The sequence below is a fragment of the Ideonella azotifigens genome, from assembly GCF_021043325.1.
GTDB lineage: Bacteria > Pseudomonadota > Gammaproteobacteria > Burkholderiales > Burkholderiaceae_C > Ideonella > Ideonella azotifigens.
This window is the reverse complement of record NZ_JAJNKD010000010.1, coordinates 109,373-126,736: the sequence shown is the minus strand read 5'-3', so window position 1 is coordinate 126,736 and position 17,364 is coordinate 109,373. Positions and strand designations below refer to the sequence as shown.

Here is a 17,364-nt window from a genome sequence, read left to right as displayed (position 1 = left end):
AGACCTGGAGTCATGGATTTGAAGCTGATTCGGAAAACGACCTGGCTTGTCGGGCTGACCCTGTGGCTGGCGGGCAGCGTCTTCGCCCAAGCGGCGCCGGGCACGGTCTATGTGTCGAGCGAGAAGGACGACGCGTTGACGATGATCGACCTCGCCACGCTGGCCGTCAAAGGCACGATCGCCACCTGCAAGCGCGGCCGCCACCTGCAGCTCACGCCCGACCGCAAGCTGATGCTCGCGTGCTCGGACTCTGGCGTGGCCGATCTGATCGACCCGGCGACCGGCCAATCGCTGCGGCGCATTCCGCTCGGCGACGACCCCGAAGCCTTCGACCTGTCGCCCGACGGCAAGACCATCTACGTCTCCAGCGAAGACGACGCAACGGCCGTTTTCGTCGATGCAGCAACTGGCAAGAAGCTCAAGGAGGTCAAGGTCGGGCAGGAGCCAGAGGGCGTGAAGGTCAGTGCGGACGGCAAGGTCCTGTACATCACTTCCGAGGTCGCCAGCCTCGTGCATGCGATCGACACCGCCAGCGGCAAGATCATCAAGAACATCAAGGTCGGCAAGCGGCCACGCCGCATGGCGATCACGCCCGATGGCAAGGAGCTGTGGGTCACCTGCGAGCTCGACTCGGGCGTCACCATCGTCTCGACGGCTGACCATTCGGTGCTGGCGACGCTGAAGTTCGAGGTCAAGGGCGCCCGCGCGCAGGACATCACACCGGTGGGCATCCAGATGTCGCGCGACGGCAAGCGCGCGTACGTCGCGCTCGGCCGGGCCAACCACGTCGCCTTCGTCGATGTGGCGGCACGCAAGGTCACCGATCTCGTGCTGGTCGGCAAACGCGCATGGAACGTCGCGCTGGACAAGGATGAAAAGCGCTTGTTTGTCGTCAACGGCCTGAGTGATGACCTGACCATCGTCGACGTGCCGGGCGCGAAGGCGATCAAGACCGTGCCGGTCGGGCGCGTGCCCTACGGCGTGGTGGTCGTCGAATGAGGGGCGCGCTGCTTGCGCTGGTCCTGTCGTCGGCCTGCTTAGGCGCCGCGGGGGCGACCTTGAAGGCCACGCTGATCAGCCCCGAGAACGACCCGCGGCTGGACCGCACGAGGACGGAGCGCGCCTACCTCGGCCACCCGGGAGGTCCCGCCGCCGACGGGGTGCAGGTCGCGCTCGACGAAGGCGGCTTCGAGCTCGAAGCCGCCGGCGCCTCGGTCGTGCTCAGCCCGGCCACGGCTGGCTCGGTGGACGCTGCGCGCGCCGCTGCGCAGGCGGCCGAGAAGGCCGGCGCCGCGCTGATCCTGACCGACCTGCCGGCCGCCTGGACGCTTGCGGTGGCCGATGCCGTGAAACTGCCGGTGCTCAACCTCGGCGCACCCGACGACCGGCTGCGCCAGCAGGATTGCCGGCCGCGCCTCTACCACCTGCTGCCGAGCGAGCGCATGCGCGCCGATGCGATTGCGCAGACCCTGGTGTCGCGCAAATGGAACAAGCTGTTGCTGCTGGTCGGCCCGGGCGCGCAGGACCAGCTGCGCGCCGCAACCGCGCAGGCCTCGATCAAGCGCTACGGGTTGCAGGTGGTGGCATCCAAGCCCTTCAAGCTCTCGACCGACCCGCGCGAGCGCGACCTGGCCAACCCGCTGCTGCTGACCGCGGGCAACAACTACGACGCGGTCTGGATCGTCGACAGCGACGGCGAGTTCGCGCGCGGCCTGCCCTACCGCACCGTGCTGCCGCGGCCGGTGGTCGGTGATGCAGGCCTGGTTGCGCTGGCCTGGCATGCGCAGTTCGAGCGCTACGGCGCGCCGCAGGTCTCACGCCGCTTCTTCAAGGCCGCGAAGCGACCGATGACGGACAGCGACTGGGCTGCGTGGATGGGCGGCAAGACGCTGCTCGCGCTCGCGACCTCGACGCCGAAGGGCCCGAATGCAGCGTGGGCGCAGGCGCTCGCGAAGACTAGCGTCGACGGCTCCAAGGGTCTCGCCCTGAGCTTTCGCACGTGGGACGGCCAGCTTCGCCAGCCCCTGCTGCTGACCGATGGCCAGGGTGTGATTGCGCAGGCGCCGATCGAAGGCCTGCTGCACCCGACCGATGTGCTGGACACGCTCGGCGCCGACGCTCCGGAGAAGCTATGCAAAGCGACCCGCTGAAAGCGCCCGCCAATGCCGGAAGCGGGCCGAGCGCCGGGCCGCCCCAAGCCGGCCCGCATCCCCTCGGGGGATCGCCGGACGTACCCGTCCGGCGAGGGGCTGTCATGCATGCGCTTCAGGCGCTGCAGGCCATCGTCATGCGCGAGCTGTTCAAGTTCTCGCGCCAGACCGGGCGGCTGGTGTCGGCGCTGGTGCGGCCGCTGCTGTGGCTTGCGGTGTTCGCGGCGGGCTTTCGCAATGTGTTCGGCGTCGCCATCGTCGAGCCCTACGACACCTACATCCCTTACGACGTCTACATCGTGCCCGGCCTGGTCGGCATGGTGCTGCTGTTCAACGGCATGCAGTCCTCACTGGCGATGGTCTATGACCGCGAGATGGGCCTGATGCGCCTGCTGCTGACGGCGCCGCTGCCGCGCCCGTGGTTGCTGTTCTCGAAGCTGTGCGCGACTGCGCTGCTGTCTGTGCTGCAGGCGCTCGCGTTTGTCATCGTCGCCGCGTTGATCGGCACCGAGCTGCCGCTGTTGTCGCTCGCCGGCCTGAACGCGCTGCTCGCACTCGTCTGCGGCGCGCTGATGCTGGGCGCACTCGGGCTGCTGCTGTCGGTGTACGTGAAGCAGCTCGAAAACTTCGCCGGCACGATGAACTTCGTGATCTTCCCGATGTACTTCCTGTCGACCGCGCTCTACCCGCTGTGGAAGCTGCAGGAGTCGGGCGCCGAGTGGGTCTATCAGCTGGCCCGCTTCAACCCGTTCACGCATGCGGTGGAGTGGGTCCGCTTCGCGCTGTATGGCAAGGACCCGGGCGCGGCACCGTATGTCGTGCTCGGCTGCCTGGTGCTGTTCTTCGTGGTCGCCTGCTGGGGCTACGACCCGCAGCGTGGTTTCGGCGGATTGACCAAGCGCGGTGGAGGCGCCGGATGATGCACACCCGGCGCCACTGGCTGGCCGCAGCCGGCGGGCTCGCGCTCGACATGGGCGTGCTTGGCGGGCTTGGCGAGGCGCGCGCCGCGGCGCCGTATCCGTCGCGCCCGATCACGCTGTGGGTGCCCTGGCCGGCCGGGGGCGCGACCGACATCTCGCTGCGCCTGCTGGCAGAACTCGCGTCGCGCACGCTGGGCCAGGCGGTCGTCACCGACAACCGTGCCGGTGCTGGCGGCACGCTGGCGATGAACGTCCTGTACCAGGCTGAACCCGACGGCTACACGATCGCCCAGATGCCGCAGCCGGTGTTCCGCGCGCCCTGGGTCCAGAAGGTGTTGTGGGACCCGGTTCGCGACGTGACGCCCATCATTCAGGTGTCGGGCGTGACCTTTGGCGTGCTGGTCCCTGCCGGCAGCGCGCTGCGCAGCCTCGATGACCTGTTTGCCTATGCCCGCGCGCACCCCGGCGAATTGAGCATCGCGACCAACGGTGTCGGCACCACGCCGCACCTGGTGCTCGAAGACCTGTTCACGGCGCGGGGCCTGCGCTACATCCATGTGCCGTACAAGGGTACGGCCGAGCAGATCACTGCCATCATGGCCGGCCAGGTCATGGCCGGTGTCAACTCGACCGGTTTCGGCCCGGCCGTCGATGGCGGCCGCCTGCGACTGCTGGTGATCTTCTCGGCGCAGCGCTCCAAACGCTGGCCGCTGGTGCCGACCCTGCGAGAGCTCGGCTTCGACATCGTTGCGATGTCACCCTACGGGCTGGCCGGGCCGCGCGGCCTGCCTGCGCCCGTCGTCGCGACCCTGCACGACGCGTTCAAGCGCGCGATGTTCGATCCGCGCTTCATCCAGGAACTCGCGAAATACGACCAGGAGATCGACTATCTCGGCTCCGACGACTATGCACGCGCGTGCCGCGAGATCTATGCCCGCGAGCGCATCAACGTCGAGCGTCTGGCGACGCCGCAGGCTGCTTCCCATGGCGGGTGAACCGACGACGCGCCCGGGCGGGCGGCCGGCCGCGTCTCGCTGGCGCAGCGACCTGTGGATCGTGCTGGCGCTGGCGCTGGCGTGCTACGGCCTCTCGCGGGTGCTGAACCTCAGCGAGTGGCTGGTCGCACAATCTGGCCCGTATGAGCGCTGGCAGCTTGACGAGCTGCCGCTGACCGGCATGGTGTTCGCCTTCGGTGTGGCCTGGTATGCGTGGCGGCGCCGGTACGAGACCGAGTCGGCGCTGCGCGCGCGCGAGCAGGCCGAGGCGCGCGCCTCCGAACTGCTCGCCCACAACCGCGAGCTCGCGCAGCAACTGCTCGCGGTGCAGGAGAGCGAGCGCCTCGCGCTTGCCCGCGAGCTGCACGACGAATTCGGCCAGCGCTGCAGCGCGATCCTGATCGAGACCGCCTGCCTTCGGCGCTGCGCTGCCGATGATCGCGCCGCATTGCTAGGTGCTGCGGCGCGTGCCGACATCGCGGCGCAAAGCCTCTACCAGCTCGTGGGTGGCCTGCTGCGCCGCCTGCGGCCGGCGAACCTGGACGCACTCGGCCTGGTCGCGGCGCTGCAGGAGCTGTGCGAATCGTGGGAAGAGCGCAGCGGCGTGGCCTGCGTGCTGCACCGCGAGGACATGGCCGAGGCACTGCCGGAGCGCGTCAACATCGCCGTCTACCGCGTCGCGCAGGAGGCGCTGACGAACGTGATGCGGCACGCCCACGCGAATCAGGTGCGGCTGGTGCTCGCACGCGAGACCACGGGCGGCGTGTGCCTCAGCGTTGCCGATGACGGCTGTGGCATGGACCCGGCCCGTGCGACGCGCGGCCTGGGCCTGCTCGGCGCGAGCGAACGTGCCGCGGCACTGGGTGGCGAGTTGCGGGTCGAGAGCACGCCCGGCGCTGGCGTGCGGCTGAGCCTGCACATTCCGCTGCCTGCCGCCGTCGCGCCGGTCGCCGAGCAGGCGACGGTGAGCGCGAGGGCCGTCGCATGATCCGCGTGCTGCTGGCCGATGACCACCCGGTCGTGCGCAGCGGCTACCTGCGGCTGCTCGAACAGGCGAGCGACATCCGCGTGATCGCCGAAGCTGCCACCGGCGAGGCCGCCTACGGCGCATTCGTGGCCGACCCGCCCGACGTGCTCGCGACCGATCTCGCGATGCCCGGCGGCGGCGGCCTGGCGCTCATCCGGCGCGTGCTGCTGCGTGCGCCTGCGGCTCGCATCCTGGTCTTCAGCATGTACGACAGCCCGCCGCTTGTGCGCCAGGCACTCGACGCAGGCGCGCGCGGCTTCCTGACCAAGGCGGCTGCGCCCCAGAGCCTGGTTGACGCGGTGCGCGCGCTGCATGCCGGCGAGCGCTACCTCGGCGCCGACCTGGCCGCCTGCCTGTTGCAGCGCGACCCGGCGCACGAGGCCGAGCGGCTCGCCGAGCTGAGCCTGCGCGAGTTCGAGATCTTTCGCATGCTCGCGCTGGGCCATTCGCCGGCCGAATGTGCGCAGGCGCTGAAGCTGAGCCCGAAGACGGTTTCCAACCACCAGACCGTCATCAAGGAAAAGCTCGGGGTCACGACCTCGGCCGCGCTGGCCCATCTGGCGATCCGCCATCGCGTGATCGGCAGCGCGCTGGTCTAAGTGAGGTTCGCGCGCCACGGCGGCGCAGCCCGGGAAGTTTTCCCTGTCGCGGCCGCCAGCCTCTTGATACGGTCGGTGCAAACAACAAGCTCCGGAGACCCCGATGCAGTACCTGCCGTGCCGCGCGCACCACCGTCCTCTGGCCCTGGCCGCGCTGATCGCCTGCGGCCCGGCCTTGCATGCGCAGACCTCGCCTGCCACGACGCTGCAGACGGTCGAGGTCGTCGGCACGACGCCACTGCCCGGCACCGGCGTGCCCAAGGACCAGATTCCGTCGAACGTGCAGACGGCCGACGGCCAACGGCTGCGTCAGCTGCAGAGCCTGAACCTGCCCGAGTTCATGGCCAGCCAACTGGCCAGCGTCAACATCAACGAGACCCAGGGCAACCCGTTCCAGATGGACGTGAACTACCGCGGCTTCACCGCCAGCCCCTTGCTCGGCACGCCGCAGGGCCTCTCGGTCTACCTCGACGGCGTGCGCGTCAACGAGCCCTTCGGCGATGTCGTCAACTGGGACATGATCCCGAGCGGCGCGTTGGCCAACGTGGCCTTGCTGCCCGGCTCGAATCCGCTGTTCGGTCTGAATACGCTGGGCGGCGCATTGGTGCTGCAGACCAAGAGCGGCGACACCCATCCCGGCGGCGAGCTGGAAGTGCGCGGCGGCTCGTTCGGGCGGGTCAGCACCGAGTTCAGTTATGGCAAAAAGCTGGGCGAGCACGGCCACCTGTTCGCCGCGCTGGGCAGCTTCGACGAAGACGGCTGGCGCGCGCACTCCCCGTCCCGCGTGCGCCAGTTGTTCGTGAAGGGTGGCGAACATGCACCGGACTACTCATGGGACCTGAGCCTGCTGCACGGCCAGAGCCGGCTCATTGGCAATGGCCTGCTGCCGGAGTCCATGCTGGCGCAGGACCGCGCACAGATCTACACCCGCCCTGACCAGACCCGCAACCGGGTGACGATGCTGTCGCTGAACGCGACACGCCAGTTCGGCAACGGGTTCGAGCTGGCCAGCACCGTCTACGCCCGCCGCGTGCGCGCCTCCACCGTCAACGGCGACCTGAACGACGACTACGACCCGCCAGACACGCCCGAATCGGGCGTCGAGAACCGCACCCGCACCAAGGAACGCAGCGAGGGTCTCGCGCTGCAGCTGAGCAAGACTGCCGGCGCGCACCGGCTCAGCGTCGGCCTGTCGTATGACCGCGCGCGCAACGACTTCGAACAGAGCGAGGCCGAAGGCGTGCTGGACGCGACCCGCGCCGTGGTCGTGACGGAGGACGCCGAGACCAACGCACTGATCGCCGGCACCAGCCGCACCGCGAGCGTCTTCATGTCCGACATCGTGACCCTCGCGCCGGGGCTGAACCTCACGCTCTCGGGTCGCTACAACGACACGCGGGTGCGCACCGACGACCTCGGCCGCAGCACCCTGGGCCTGGACACCACACTGGACGGCGAAGGCCGGTTCAAGAAGTTCAATCCGGCGGCCGGGCTGACCTGGCGTCTCACGCCGGCACTGACCGCCTTCGGCGGCTTCAGCCAGGGCAACCGTGCGCCCAGCCCGATCGAGCTCGGCTGCTCGGACCCGGACAACGCCTGTGTGCTGCCGAATGCGCTGCAGGGCGACCCGCCGCTGAAGCAGGTCGTGGCGCGCACGCTGGAGGCCGGGCTGCGTGGCAGCATCGGCACCGACATGCGCTGGAATGCGTCGGTGTTCCGCACCGAGAACCGCGACGACCTGCTGTTCATCAGCAACGGCCGCTCCGCGGGCTACTTCACGAACTTTGGCCGCACGCAGCGGCAGGGCGTGGAGCTCGGCGTGTCGCAGCACACGTCGGCGGTCGACTGGCGCCTGTCTTACAGCCATTTGCGGGCGACCTTCGAGTCGTCTGCCTGCATTCTTGCGGCTGCCAACAGCAGCGCGGGCACGAGCACGGCCTGTGCTGGCGCCGACGAGATCGAGGTGCGCCCCGGCAACCGGTTGCCGGGCCTGCCGGCGCACAGCCTGAAGCTCACCATCGACGCGCCCCTGCTGCCGGACTGGCGTGTCGGCGCGCAGCTCGCCGCGTATTCCAGCCAGTTCGTGCGCGGCAACGAGAACAATGCCCACCAGCCAGACGGCGTCGACTTCTTCGGCGCCGGCAAGGTCGGCGGCTTCGCACTCGTGAACCTGACGACGAGCTGGCAGTTCGGCGCTGGCTGGGAGCTGTTCGCGAAGGTCTCGAACGTGTTCGACCGGCGCCATTCGAGCGGCGGCTTGTTGGCGGAGAGCGCCTTCGATTCGCGCGGCAACCTGCTGGCGCCCGCCGAGTGGCGCAACGAGCAGTTCTCCGCACCCGGTGCGCCGCGCGCGCTGTGGATCGGGGGCCGCTGGCGCTTCGGCGCGTCCGAGTGATGCGCCTGCCGGCAGTCGCTTCTCACTCAAGCCAAAAATGACCGACCCAGCGGATCAAGGCCATGGCAGCGAGCACATCACGGCACCTTGAACTGCCGTCTCACTGAACATTGAACTTTCCGAAGTTCGTTTCACTGAAGATGAAATCTTCCGCTCACCGCCGCTGACCGCTTGAGGCTGGCTGCAGTCGCTCGGTTTCCGCGGTCCGGCGACCGCTGCCTGGAGTAGCTGTCATTCGACCGATTGATTGTGGAATGGCCGCTGCACTTCCAAGACCTGCCCTTCAGCGGAACTGGCGACCGGGGCCGTCAAGGCCCGCGACGACGTTCGGGTCAGCGGCAGCTTCGAAGGACCGTGAACTGGCGGTATCGACTCGGAGGCGACCTTTGCTCCCCAGATTGATCGCCGAAAAGCAGTCGACTTCGCCGGAGTAGCGCACTCCGCCCAGACAGCATCCCCCGATAGATTGCCCACTACAAGGCTTTCGCGGCGGGCCCCTTGCGCCGACCGCGGATGTGCCAGGCCGACGGAATCCTCATTCGAGTTCCAAACCCCCGTACCTCAACCGGCAGGAGGGACCATCGGAATCCGTCGGGTGGTTCCTGCGCGAGAGTCGATGTATTCGAAGTCGGCCGGCCCTCGATCAATACCTGCGACGCCAAACCAAGCATTCGTCAACGCGACCTTGTCGGACAGCACAAGCGCCATCTGCGCCACGCCAGCCTCGGCGGTTTCCATGAGGCCGAGATTGGCAAGAACAGTTTCCGCCGTCGCAGTGGATGGGCTGCCAGGAAGAACATGTCGCAAGAAGAACCAGTTCGCTAGCGCTGCTGCGCGCTGGTCGGCCACGCGTGGAGCGACCTGCACGAGAAGCCGCACGTTGTCGTTGTCGGCGAGGCCGGAATCGGCAAGACCATCGAGTTCAAGCACGAAGTCGCGCGTCTGACAGCGGAGGGAAAGGCGGCGTTCTTTCTCCCTCTGAATCAGCTGCAAGATTCCGACTCTTGGACGCTTGCCCTGACCGGGTGTGACGACGCCTACGCAGCTTGGGCGGCGTCCACAGCTCTAGGCTATTTCTTCCTTGACGCCGTTGACGAGGCCAGACTGACGTCGCATGCGGACTTCGAACGCGCGCTGACGGTGGTTCCACGAGCTCTTGGCCCTCACCTTTGGCGGGTTCGCGTCGCCATATCCTCTCGGATTACGGATTGGTCAACTGCCAGCGTCCGAGCTGCGGTCGATGGCCGGCTGGCAATGCCCATTCAACGGGCACTCGGCGCCAAGGCGGCCTCCGAAAGGCCACTCTCGTTAGACGAGACTTCGCCCGTTTCGCTTCCGACGGATGGCGACGCCGCAAGAGTCGAAGCCCTTGTGGTCGCGCTAGACCCCCTGTCGAACACCGAGGCACGGCGTTGTGCCGAGGCGTTCGCGCTCCAGGACGTGGAACTGTTCTGGTCCGCGGTCGAAGATGGTGACTATGAGTTCATGGCGACCCGTCCACTGGACCTTCAGTGGATGGTTGGCCTTTGGAATCAGCGAAAGACGCTTGGCTCCTACCGCGACCTCATCGAGGTCAACGTCACAAACCGCCTTCGGGAATTCAATGACAGCTACGAAGCTGCAGGCGAGGTCTTGTCAGTTGACCTACTCCGGACGGGAGCTGTTGCTCTCGCCGCGGCCGCAGAGTTCGGAAGTTCCGCGTTCTTCGTCCTAGAACCGGGCGTTGTTCCGGCCGCTGGTGAGCTCGCTCCGCACACCATCTTGACAGACTGGGGCCCAACCGAGGTTCGCCGCCTCCTGGCGACCGCGGTCTTTGACGAAGCAAGCTTTGGCCGGGTCAAATTTCATCACCGCTCCATCCGAGAGTACCTCGCGGCACATTGGGTCGCCCGGCAATTGGAGCTTGGCGTTCCCTTGCTCCGCTTGCAGGGACTCTTCGCCGCTAGCCTTTACGGCGCGCCTGTGCTTATCCCATCCCGTCGTGCGGCACTCAGCTGGCTAGCGACCATTAGCGTGGAAGTGAGGGAATGGGTCGTGCGAGACTTCCCTGAAGTCCTCTTCTACGAGGGTGACCCGCAGGCCTGGGATGGGCTTTCGGTAACCCAGTAGTCAAAATTATGGCGCCTCTGTTTTCGTAGGCAGCTGCCATAAGGCTCGGCTGCAGTCGTTCGATTTCTGCGGGCCAACGACCGCTGCCTGGAGCCGCTGTCATTCGACCGATTGACCGTGGAATGGCCGCTGCACTTCCAAGACTAGCCCTTCAGCGGAAATGGCGACTGGGGGCCGTCAAGGCGCGCGACGACCTTCGGGTCAGCGGCAGCTTCGAAGGTCCGCGAACTGGCGGTCTCGACCCGTTGCGGTCCTTCGATCCTTCAATCTCGGCGTCGGAAAGCGGGCATTCAAAGCGAGCGATGGGTTGCTCCATCCGACCGTCGGTCTCCACGGAACCCGGGGCAATTCAACGGAGCGCCCGCTGTCATCTCTATTGCGGATGCCAGCCTATCGCTCAATTGCCAGACTTTCAACCCTGCAGGTTCTGGCCCCCTTCGCGACGGCCGCGCCCGCCAACGAAGAACAAGGGTGGTTCAATGGTCAAACGCAGTAGGGTTTGCTGGGCGGGGTTGCTGGTGGTACTTGCCGCCATGGCGCTGGGAGGCTGCGCAGACCTGCGCCTGTACAGTTCCTCCCTGGACGAGCAAGGCAAGAAGGCCCAGAAGGCCTGGACCGACGTCAACCTGGCCGAGTTGGTCCAGGCAGAGAGGGAGCGCTCTGCCGCACTGCTGAAGGCCGAGGTCGCGTACCTCGAGAGCCAGCCGCTGCTGAGCCGCGACGTGAAGTTGTACGGCCTGGTCGTGGGTGAGGTCGAACCTGAGCCGGCCAAACAGGCGCCCGGATTGAAGGCAAGGGTGGCCGCCGGCTTCAAGGAAACCGCTGGCGACGGGACGTTCTATGACGGTCTCGTGCTTGCACGCGCGAGAGAGATGCGCGCCAAGCGTCAGTACCAGACCGGAGAGGACGAGTTCAAGCGGATCGGCTTGGAAGCGCCGTCATGTACTGACGTTTTGAGCGGCAATTCGGCCGAGATGGGCAAGGACATGCCCTCTCCCTACAACGCAATCGTGAAGGGCGGTCTGGCGTTGCTCAAGACGGCTTGCGAAGCTTCGGCGGACAGCGTTCCAGAGAAGGACAAGAGTGACCCCGAGGCCGTGCGCAAGCTGTTCAAGTGCACGAACCTGGCAGGTGCCGCGCTGTCGACCTGCCTGAAGTCGATGCCGAGGCTGCAGGCCGAACTGGAGACCCTTTATGCGTTTGTCGCGGCAAGGGAAGCAGCCCGCTCGGCTCACGTGAACGAACGAAATGACGTTCGGGTGGCTTCGGCGACCTACAAGAAGATGGCGAGTTCGCCCGAAGGCAAGGAGGCGGAGCCGGCCCCCAAGCAAGATGCCGGATGCGCCGCCGACAAGGCTGCGGCTCCAGCCGCCGCAGCATCCGCGGCCACGTCACCGGCCTCGGCGGCTTCCGCGGTTCCGGCGGGACCCACGCGCACGAAGTTGGCCGGCGCCATCGAGCGTCTGAAGTGCGCCGTGGCCAAGCTAAAAGGACTGGATGACAAGTACACGCTCAAGCTCTTGTCGGAAGAACGGCTGAGCGCCATCGACGAGAGCCTGGATGCGCTGCTGTCGCCCAAGGCTGCCGGTGCCGCCGGCGAAACCGGCAAGGACCGTGCTGGGCGCGCCCTGCAGCGGCTGGCCGATACGGCAGACGCGTGGGCCACGGCCAAGGCCAATACCGATGAAGTACTGGGGCGCCCGCTGCTGGCTCAGCAGGAAGTGGAGCGACTCCAGCAGCAAGCGCTCGGTCGCTTGATCGACATGGATGGGGCTGAAGTCGAACTGCTGCGCACGCGAGCGACGTTGACCGAGAAGCAGGCGGAGCACTACAAGAAGGCGATCGGGGCGCTCAGTGGCGTGTCGATGGGGGATGGCGCGCTCGAGGACATGTTCCTGGGCTCGCCTCCTGCATCTGCGAACAACAAGGCGCGCGTGATGGAAGGTGTCGCGCACTATGGCTACGCGGTGGGATACCTCCAAGGGCAGTACGAGGGCACGAAGCAGCGCCAGCGCGCCTTGGTGACTGCGCGGCAGCTGGACCTCGCAGAGAACAGTCTGGCTCAGTGGGACATCCTGATACGGACCAACGTGGGCCTGCTGGCGGATTGGGCTGCCTCAGGTGTCAAGGAAGAGACCATCTCACGCGGCGTCAACGCGCTGCTGCTTCTGTGGATTGGATACGGGACGAACCACCAATGAAATTCACTCATGCACTGACATCGATGTTGCTCGCGAGCTGCCTGGGCTCGGGCTGCACCAGCACGCCGCCAGCGGTCAAGGACTCCGCGGCGGGAACCGCCGCGCTGATGAGGCAGGTGGCCCCCGAGGTGGAGAAGTTCCGAACCGCGGTCCAAATCGGTGACGCCAACACAGCGGCCACGGTGGCCAGCCTCAGGATGAATGATGAGGTGTCGCGCACATGGCTCAATCAGCATGTGCGCTTCGATGGAGCCGCCGGGAATACGAAGAGGCTGGACCTGTACATGCAGATGAAGGCAGTCTCGGACAGTCTGCTGGCGGACGACGAGGTTTTGCGGGCAGAGCAGGCCCAGATCGACGCGGACACGGCCGCCTTGTTGAAGCCTTTGCCCGCTGTCGGCGCCAAGCTGTCGAACGCCGTCAACGCCGTGGTGTTGCTGGGGCAGGACCGGCCGGCGAAGGCTCAATTCGAGGAGGCGCTCGAAGCCTGGAAGGCGGTGGCTGCGGCCACCAAGGAAAACCGGGACAAGTTGAAGAAGGCGGCAGCTGCTCCATAGCGCCACAGGGGCCAAACCGAACCATCCGTAGAACGGCAACGAGCGAGGTGCACGATGAGTGATGACGTCAGAGTCGACGAATACGTGGTCAGCTTCGGCCAGGCGAAGGAAGCCTTGAGTCGGGCCATCGACCAGGCCAGGGAGCTGTCCGGCAACCCGTCCTTGAGCCTTCAACAGCAGGCCGACGCGGTTGCATTGGCCGGTGACCTGGGGCCGCAGCTGCTCGCGCTGGTGGACGCACACAACCGGTTCATGGCCCGGTTCTTTCTGCCGACCCCGCCCGACCAGGCGACTGTCGATGCGGCCATGCAGAACGCCCGTGCATTGGCGCAGGTGTTGGCGGACCACATCCTCGCCGAAGGCAAGCTCGAAGCGGTCATCGGCTTAGTAAGCGCACTGAACGAGCTTGCAACGCCGCCCGCTGCTGCGGGAGCCGCCGCCGACGCTGCTGCGGCGCCGATGCCGTCCCGGGCACAAACCATGGAGCGTACGATGGCCAGCACCACCACGCACTGGCTGAGGCGGATGCGCAGCCGTTGAGGCCCTGCAATCATGCAGCGTAAAAGCAAGGCGCTTCTGTTTCTGTCGCTGCTGCTGTGCGCGAAGCTGTCGCCGGCCGGGCAGGTGGCCACGGTTTCGGGAACCGAACTCTTTGTTGTCGACTGCACCAACCAGGCGTTGACACTGCGGTTCAGGGTGGCGGGAAAGGTGCCGCAGGCCGTCAGGACCAACAACATCCGCAAAGAGGCGGGCTCCGCCACCGCGGTCGCCTGGTCCATCACCTGGCAGGTGCCCCAGCCTTCAATGCCTGCGATCACCGAGTACCAGGTGATGGGGGCGGTCTCCGGCACTTGTCCGGCCGCAGGCCGTTTTGTGGTGCCGCTGACCGTGGTGTTCGCCGACGGCACGCAGGACAACTTGGATATCCGTGTCGTCCGCGCCGCGGAGCCGGTCCTGGACCTGCCCGCATCCGTCGTGCTGCGGACGGACCTTCCAGTCGCGGGCGGTCTGCCCTACGTTCCGTCGATACGGCTGCGCGAGACATCCGGTGCGGCGGCCATTGAAGGCCTCTCCGTAAGTGGTGGTCAGCTGAAGAACGCCGCCGGCGAACTGGTCGACACCGTGCTGAATCCCGCTCTCAGTTCGTCCATCGTCGTGGCCGGTCAAGGGACGGACCTGAAGTTGCGGGTCTCGAGCGAGCCTTCCGTCGGAACCTACACGACGCGTCTGACGGTGCATTCGCCCGCGCTAAAACAGAGCCAGGCGATCGACGTGACATTCAAGGTGGCTTTCCTTCCGGTCTATCTGTTCATCACGATCCTTGTTGGCGTCGTTATCGGCTGGGTAGTCAACGTTCGACTCGCCGGGCGGGCCGCCCTGGACACGGCTCGGCTCGAGGCCTATCGCGCGGCAGGGGCGCTCGGAAGACGTGCCGCGCAGCAAAAGGATCCGACTGTGCAGCAGCGGTTCATCGCACTGGTGGCTGCGTTGGAATCCGACATTCGCGACGCCCGAACTCCGGCGGAGGTGCAGGCTGCGCTGACCAAGAGCGCTGGTGGCGCCGATGCGATCGAACTGGAGGCGGGCAAAGCGGCGGAGGCACTGCGTCTCGCGCTTTTGCAGGTGCACGAGCAGCTGGCGCCAGGCCATGTGGCGCCGGACGCGATGGTGCGCGAGAAACTGGAGGCGCTGGCAGGGCAGCTCGTTGACATCGACGCGGCCGCGGCGGCGGGTGACGTCATCGACGCGCAACGGCGGCTCGATGCCTTCCGGTCAACCCTGGCGCCGTCCCTGGCCGCCGCGCTGCAGCCCTGGCTTCTGGATTTGTATGAGTCGCTTCACGAGCTGGGCGAATGGAGCGCCCCGGCTCAGGCACTCGAGCAGGAGCGCGGGCGCATCCTGACCCTGGTCACGGCGGCCTATCAGGCAACCGCGGGGCAGTTCGTCTCTGAATGCGACAAGGTGGCCATCGCGGTGCGAACGCTCACGGCGTTCACCGCTCCGCGGGCGATTGCCGAGGCATTCCGCGCGGCCGCAGTGGCGCTCCAGGCCGCCAAGCCAGCGGTGGCGTTGGCGCTGTCCGCGTTGGCCGCTGAGGTGCTTCGACAAACCGCATCCGATGCGGAGCCGTTGAACACGCTGCAAAGGCTGACCGCCGTCCGGCGCGACGTCGAGGCTCGGATGCAGCTTGAAATGCCGGGTGATGCTGGGCTCCGGCATTGCCTTGAAACCGGAAACTTTCCGGGGGCCGCTGCGGTGATTGCTCCTCCAGCCGCCATGCCTCCGGCCGCCCCGGGTCCGCTGCCTACGCCGATCGCCCGCACCACGCCCCCTGCTCTGCCCGCGGCGGCACCTCCCAAGCTCATATGCAGAATTTTGGTGCCGGCGCTGCTGCCCCTGGATCGCATGACTACCGTGAAACTCGACTGGCCCGGCGGCGCGCCCCCTAGGCCAGTCGTCTGGAAGTGTGACGGCGCGGCAAAGGCGTCAATTGCGAACGAAAACAGCAACGGTGCCGAGATCACACCCAGTCAGGCGGGCTTCCTGACCATCATGGCCGATCTGGGTGGCGGCGATGTCGTCACTGCACAGACCTACGCCGGCAACTTGATGCAAACCCCCGACCTGGTGAAGTTGGCCAAGGAGTCGGCCAAGGTCAACTGGAGCATTTGGTTCTTCACCGCCGCGCTCACGTCGCTCACCGGGTATCTCATTTTTGTCAACGCGTGGATGGGCAGTGGAGCTGACTTCTTTGCTGCGTTCGTGTGGGGATTCTTCGGGCAGTTCAGCCTGGACCGCATCCGCGACACGGTCAAGACCACGACAGCCCGCACCCTGCCTTGAGGCCGATTGGTCTTGCCCGTTGAGTCCCTCCCGCGACAATCCATCACCCTCCGCAAAGGACTTGCGCATGGCCACGATTCCAGCCCCGACCGTCATCCGCGCGGGCACCCCCGGCAAATCGAATCCGTTCACCATTCTGGTGGTCGCTAATCCGGCGCTGGAGGCGCCCTGGAACTCGAACACCTTCGTGGCGGACCCGATTGCCACGGCGGCGCAACAGGTCAATTTTGACAACTGCGTCCGCTACATCGAGCGATCGCTCTTCACGGGTCTTCCCAGTCAGTCCGAATTGATTCTTGGAGACCCTGCGATATCGCCTCACATCCGCCTGCTGTCGCTGTTCGCCACAGGGTTGCCGGTTGACGATGCCCACGCCTTCGCGGCGCAGGACGGTGTCAGCAATCTGCTGGTGGCGCGGCGCAACCCGATACGCGATTTCCTGATCAGCCAGAACATCATCGCGGATGTGGTCTATGCAATTTCGGCGTCTGCGAGCCATCAGCGCGCCAGCGCATGGTTCACCACCGACGACGACGGCGGGCCGGGCGTCGCGTTCACGTTGGATGGTGCCACCCTGAGCCACCGGCATTTCTACTTGACTCCCGGCACGGTCGCGATGCACCACACGGCTACCTCCCTCACCGCGCCGCATGAATTTCAGCACGCCGTGTCCAGCTATACGAACGGCAAGCTGGTGGACCTTTATGTCGACTCTCCGCCGGACTTGAACAACAAGAACGGACCGCCCGTTCAGCCCAAGTTCTGCACAGTGAACGCTACCGGGTTCCTGTCTGATTTGACCCGTGGGCCGCTGGGCTATCCGCCGACCTGGCGTTCCTTCCACTGCGAGTTGCATGACCCCAGCAATCCGGCGATCATGGACAATTACTGGCTGGCGCCAGCCGGGGTGCCGGAGGTCTGCCAGAACGACAGAGTGACGCGCACCTTTGTGCGCGACCGGCTGCTCGCCAAAATTGCTCGATGAGGTCGCCATGCAACCACTCAAGCCCGACGACAAGAAGGACATCCTGACCGCCAATCCGGCGGCGGATGCCGTGGATCTGCAGGACTACGAGGAGCTGCTCGCCAGGCGCTTCACCATGGATCCCGACCAGCCTCTACCGGCGCAGGACCCGTCGGCCGGGGCCGTGCCCCCCACGCTGGAGCAGGAGTTGAAGCGGCTCCACGACAAGATATACAACCGCAAACCGGGGCCGTGATGCCACTGTAGGGTGGCGTGCCGGGCCACTGCCGCTAAAGCAGACCCTGCGAGAATTTTTCGATCTGCGCCGAGAGCCCCTCTATCTCGCTCGTGTAGGCCGATGGCGTTTCCGAATGGGAATTGAACAGGCTGAGCTTCATCAGCAGCTCAGCAGCGGCTCGAGTGAGGGCAGGTCGACGCCAGCCGGGTGTTCACGATTGCCGCGCACCACGTTCAGGAAAGCGCGAGGCTGCTGGGTGGCCAGGTCGACCATCGCGGTCCGCTGGAGCTCGTAGCCCTTAGGGAAGGAGCCGAGTTCCGCCGGGCATGCGCCAGCGCATCTTGCGGCGGCGTGATGTCCGTGGT

At 66.4% G+C, this 17,364-nt stretch carries 15 protein-coding genes; 14 read left to right on the top strand and 1 reads right to left on the bottom strand.

Annotated elements, in window-relative coordinates; all coding sequences use genetic code 11:
• Nucleotides 1-12 precede the first annotated feature (12 nt).
• From LRH25_RS20310 to LRH25_RS20280, 7 genes are all read left to right on the top strand, one after another.
• The gene (locus LRH25_RS20310) at nucleotides 13-999 is read left to right on the top strand and encodes a PQQ-dependent catabolism-associated beta-propeller protein (protein ID WP_141287054.1); all 987 of its coding nucleotides are present in this window, start codon (nucleotides 13-15) and stop codon (nucleotides 997-999) included.
• On the top strand, nucleotides 996-2,150 hold the full coding sequence (locus LRH25_RS20305) for a type 1 periplasmic-binding domain-containing protein (protein ID WP_231012075.1): 1,155 nt from the start codon (nucleotides 996-998) through the stop codon (nucleotides 2,148-2,150). The genes LRH25_RS20310 and LRH25_RS20305 overlap by 4 nt, the downstream gene beginning before the upstream one ends.
• A gap of 104 nt (nucleotides 2,151-2,254) precedes the next feature.
• Complete coding sequence (gene pedC / locus LRH25_RS20300) at nucleotides 2,255-3,070, top strand: lanthanide ABC transporter permease protein PedC (RefSeq protein WP_231012074.1); 816 nt, start codon at nucleotides 2,255-2,257, stop codon at nucleotides 3,068-3,070.
• The gene (locus LRH25_RS20295; RefSeq protein WP_231012073.1) at nucleotides 3,067-4,065 is read left to right on the top strand and encodes a Bug family tripartite tricarboxylate transporter substrate binding protein; all 999 of its coding nucleotides are present in this window, start codon (nucleotides 3,067-3,069) and stop codon (nucleotides 4,063-4,065) included. Before pedC ends, LRH25_RS20295 begins: the two co-directional genes overlap by 4 nt.
• A complete protein-coding gene (locus tag LRH25_RS20290) occupies nucleotides 4,055-5,053 on the top strand; it encodes a sensor histidine kinase (protein ID WP_231012072.1) in 999 nt (332 codons plus the stop codon). The genes LRH25_RS20295 and LRH25_RS20290 overlap by 11 nt, the downstream gene beginning before the upstream one ends.
• Nucleotides 5,050-5,691 carry a response regulator gene (locus LRH25_RS20285; RefSeq protein WP_231012071.1) on the top strand — a complete coding sequence of 214 codons (642 nt, stop codon included), beginning with the start codon at nucleotides 5,050-5,052 and terminating at the stop codon, nucleotides 5,689-5,691. The genes LRH25_RS20290 and LRH25_RS20285 overlap by 4 nt, the downstream gene beginning before the upstream one ends.
• A gap of 103 nt (nucleotides 5,692-5,794) precedes the next feature.
• A complete protein-coding gene (locus LRH25_RS20280; protein WP_141285290.1) occupies nucleotides 5,795-8,086 on the top strand; it encodes a TonB-dependent receptor in 2,292 nt (763 codons plus the stop codon).
• Nucleotides 8,087-8,647: 561 nt separating this feature from the next.
• Here the strand turns inward: LRH25_RS20280 and LRH25_RS20275 are convergent.
• On the bottom strand, nucleotides 8,648-9,079 hold the full coding sequence (locus tag LRH25_RS20275; RefSeq protein ID WP_141285292.1) for a hypothetical protein: 432 nt from the start codon (nucleotides 9,077-9,079) through the stop codon (nucleotides 8,648-8,650).
• 447 nt (nucleotides 9,080-9,526) lie between these two features.
• Here LRH25_RS20275 and LRH25_RS20270 point away from each other — a divergent pair, with 447 nt between their 5' ends.
• The 7 genes from LRH25_RS20270 (at nucleotide 9,527) to LRH25_RS20240 (ending at nucleotide 17,017) form a co-directional block, all read left to right on the top strand.
• Entirely contained in the window at nucleotides 9,527-10,195 is a 669-nt protein-coding gene (locus tag LRH25_RS20270) for a hypothetical protein (RefSeq protein WP_141285294.1), read from the top strand.
• Nucleotides 10,196-10,674: 479 nt separating this feature from the next.
• Nucleotides 10,675-12,396 carry a hypothetical protein gene (locus LRH25_RS20265; protein ID WP_141285296.1) on the top strand — a complete coding sequence of 574 codons (1,722 nt, stop codon included), beginning with the start codon at nucleotides 10,675-10,677 and terminating at the stop codon, nucleotides 12,394-12,396.
• On the top strand, nucleotides 12,393-12,953 hold the full coding sequence (locus tag LRH25_RS20260; RefSeq protein WP_141285298.1) for a hypothetical protein: 561 nt from the start codon (nucleotides 12,393-12,395) through the stop codon (nucleotides 12,951-12,953). Before LRH25_RS20265 ends, LRH25_RS20260 begins: the two co-directional genes overlap by 4 nt.
• Nucleotides 12,954-13,007: 54 nt before the next feature.
• Nucleotides 13,008-13,493, top strand: coding sequence for a hypothetical protein (locus tag LRH25_RS20255; RefSeq protein ID WP_231012070.1), 486 nt, complete (start codon nucleotides 13,008-13,010; stop codon nucleotides 13,491-13,493).
• A 12-nt stretch (nucleotides 13,494-13,505) separates the two neighbouring features.
• Entirely contained in the window at nucleotides 13,506-15,797 is a 2,292-nt protein-coding gene (locus LRH25_RS20250; RefSeq protein ID WP_141285302.1) for a hypothetical protein, read from the top strand.
• Nucleotides 15,798-15,864: 67 nt separating this feature from the next.
• A complete protein-coding gene (locus LRH25_RS20245; RefSeq protein ID WP_141285304.1) occupies nucleotides 15,865-16,782 on the top strand; it encodes a hypothetical protein in 918 nt (305 codons plus the stop codon).
• Between the two features lie 7 nt (nucleotides 16,783-16,789).
• Nucleotides 16,790-17,017, top strand: a complete 228-nt coding sequence (locus tag LRH25_RS20240; protein ID WP_141285306.1) for a hypothetical protein — start codon at nucleotides 16,790-16,792, stop codon at nucleotides 17,015-17,017.
• The last annotated feature ends 347 nt before the right edge of the window (nucleotides 17,018-17,364 follow it).

Bases quoted from the DNA above. Each gene is read 5' to 3' on its own strand.
- LRH25_RS20310 (WP_141287054.1), top strand. From the start codon at position 13: ATGGATTTGAAGCTGATTCGGAAAACGACCTGGCTTGTCGGGCTGACC.
- LRH25_RS20305 (WP_231012075.1), top strand. From the start codon at position 996: ATGAGGGGCGCGCTGCTTGCGCTGGTCCTGTCGTCGGCCTGCTTAGGC.
- pedC (WP_231012074.1), top strand. From the start codon at position 2,255: ATGCATGCGCTTCAGGCGCTGCAGGCCATCGTCATGCGCGAGCTGTTC.
- LRH25_RS20295 (WP_231012073.1), top strand. From the start codon at position 3,067: ATGATGCACACCCGGCGCCACTGGCTGGCCGCAGCCGGCGGGCTCGCG.
- LRH25_RS20290 (WP_231012072.1), top strand. From the start codon at position 4,055: ATGGCGGGTGAACCGACGACGCGCCCGGGCGGGCGGCCGGCCGCGTCT.
- LRH25_RS20285 (WP_231012071.1), top strand. From the start codon at position 5,050: ATGATCCGCGTGCTGCTGGCCGATGACCACCCGGTCGTGCGCAGCGGC.
- LRH25_RS20280 (WP_141285290.1), top strand. From the start codon at position 5,795: ATGCAGTACCTGCCGTGCCGCGCGCACCACCGTCCTCTGGCCCTGGCC.
- LRH25_RS20265 (WP_141285296.1), top strand. From the start codon at position 10,675: ATGGTCAAACGCAGTAGGGTTTGCTGGGCGGGGTTGCTGGTGGTACTT.
- LRH25_RS20260 (WP_141285298.1), top strand. From the start codon at position 12,393: ATGAAATTCACTCATGCACTGACATCGATGTTGCTCGCGAGCTGCCTG.
- LRH25_RS20255 (WP_231012070.1), top strand. From the start codon at position 13,008: ATGAGTGATGACGTCAGAGTCGACGAATACGTGGTCAGCTTCGGCCAG.
- LRH25_RS20250 (WP_141285302.1), top strand. From the start codon at position 13,506: ATGCAGCGTAAAAGCAAGGCGCTTCTGTTTCTGTCGCTGCTGCTGTGC.
- LRH25_RS20245 (WP_141285304.1), top strand. From the start codon at position 15,865: ATGGCCACGATTCCAGCCCCGACCGTCATCCGCGCGGGCACCCCCGGC.
- LRH25_RS20240 (WP_141285306.1), top strand. From the start codon at position 16,790: ATGCAACCACTCAAGCCCGACGACAAGAAGGACATCCTGACCGCCAAT.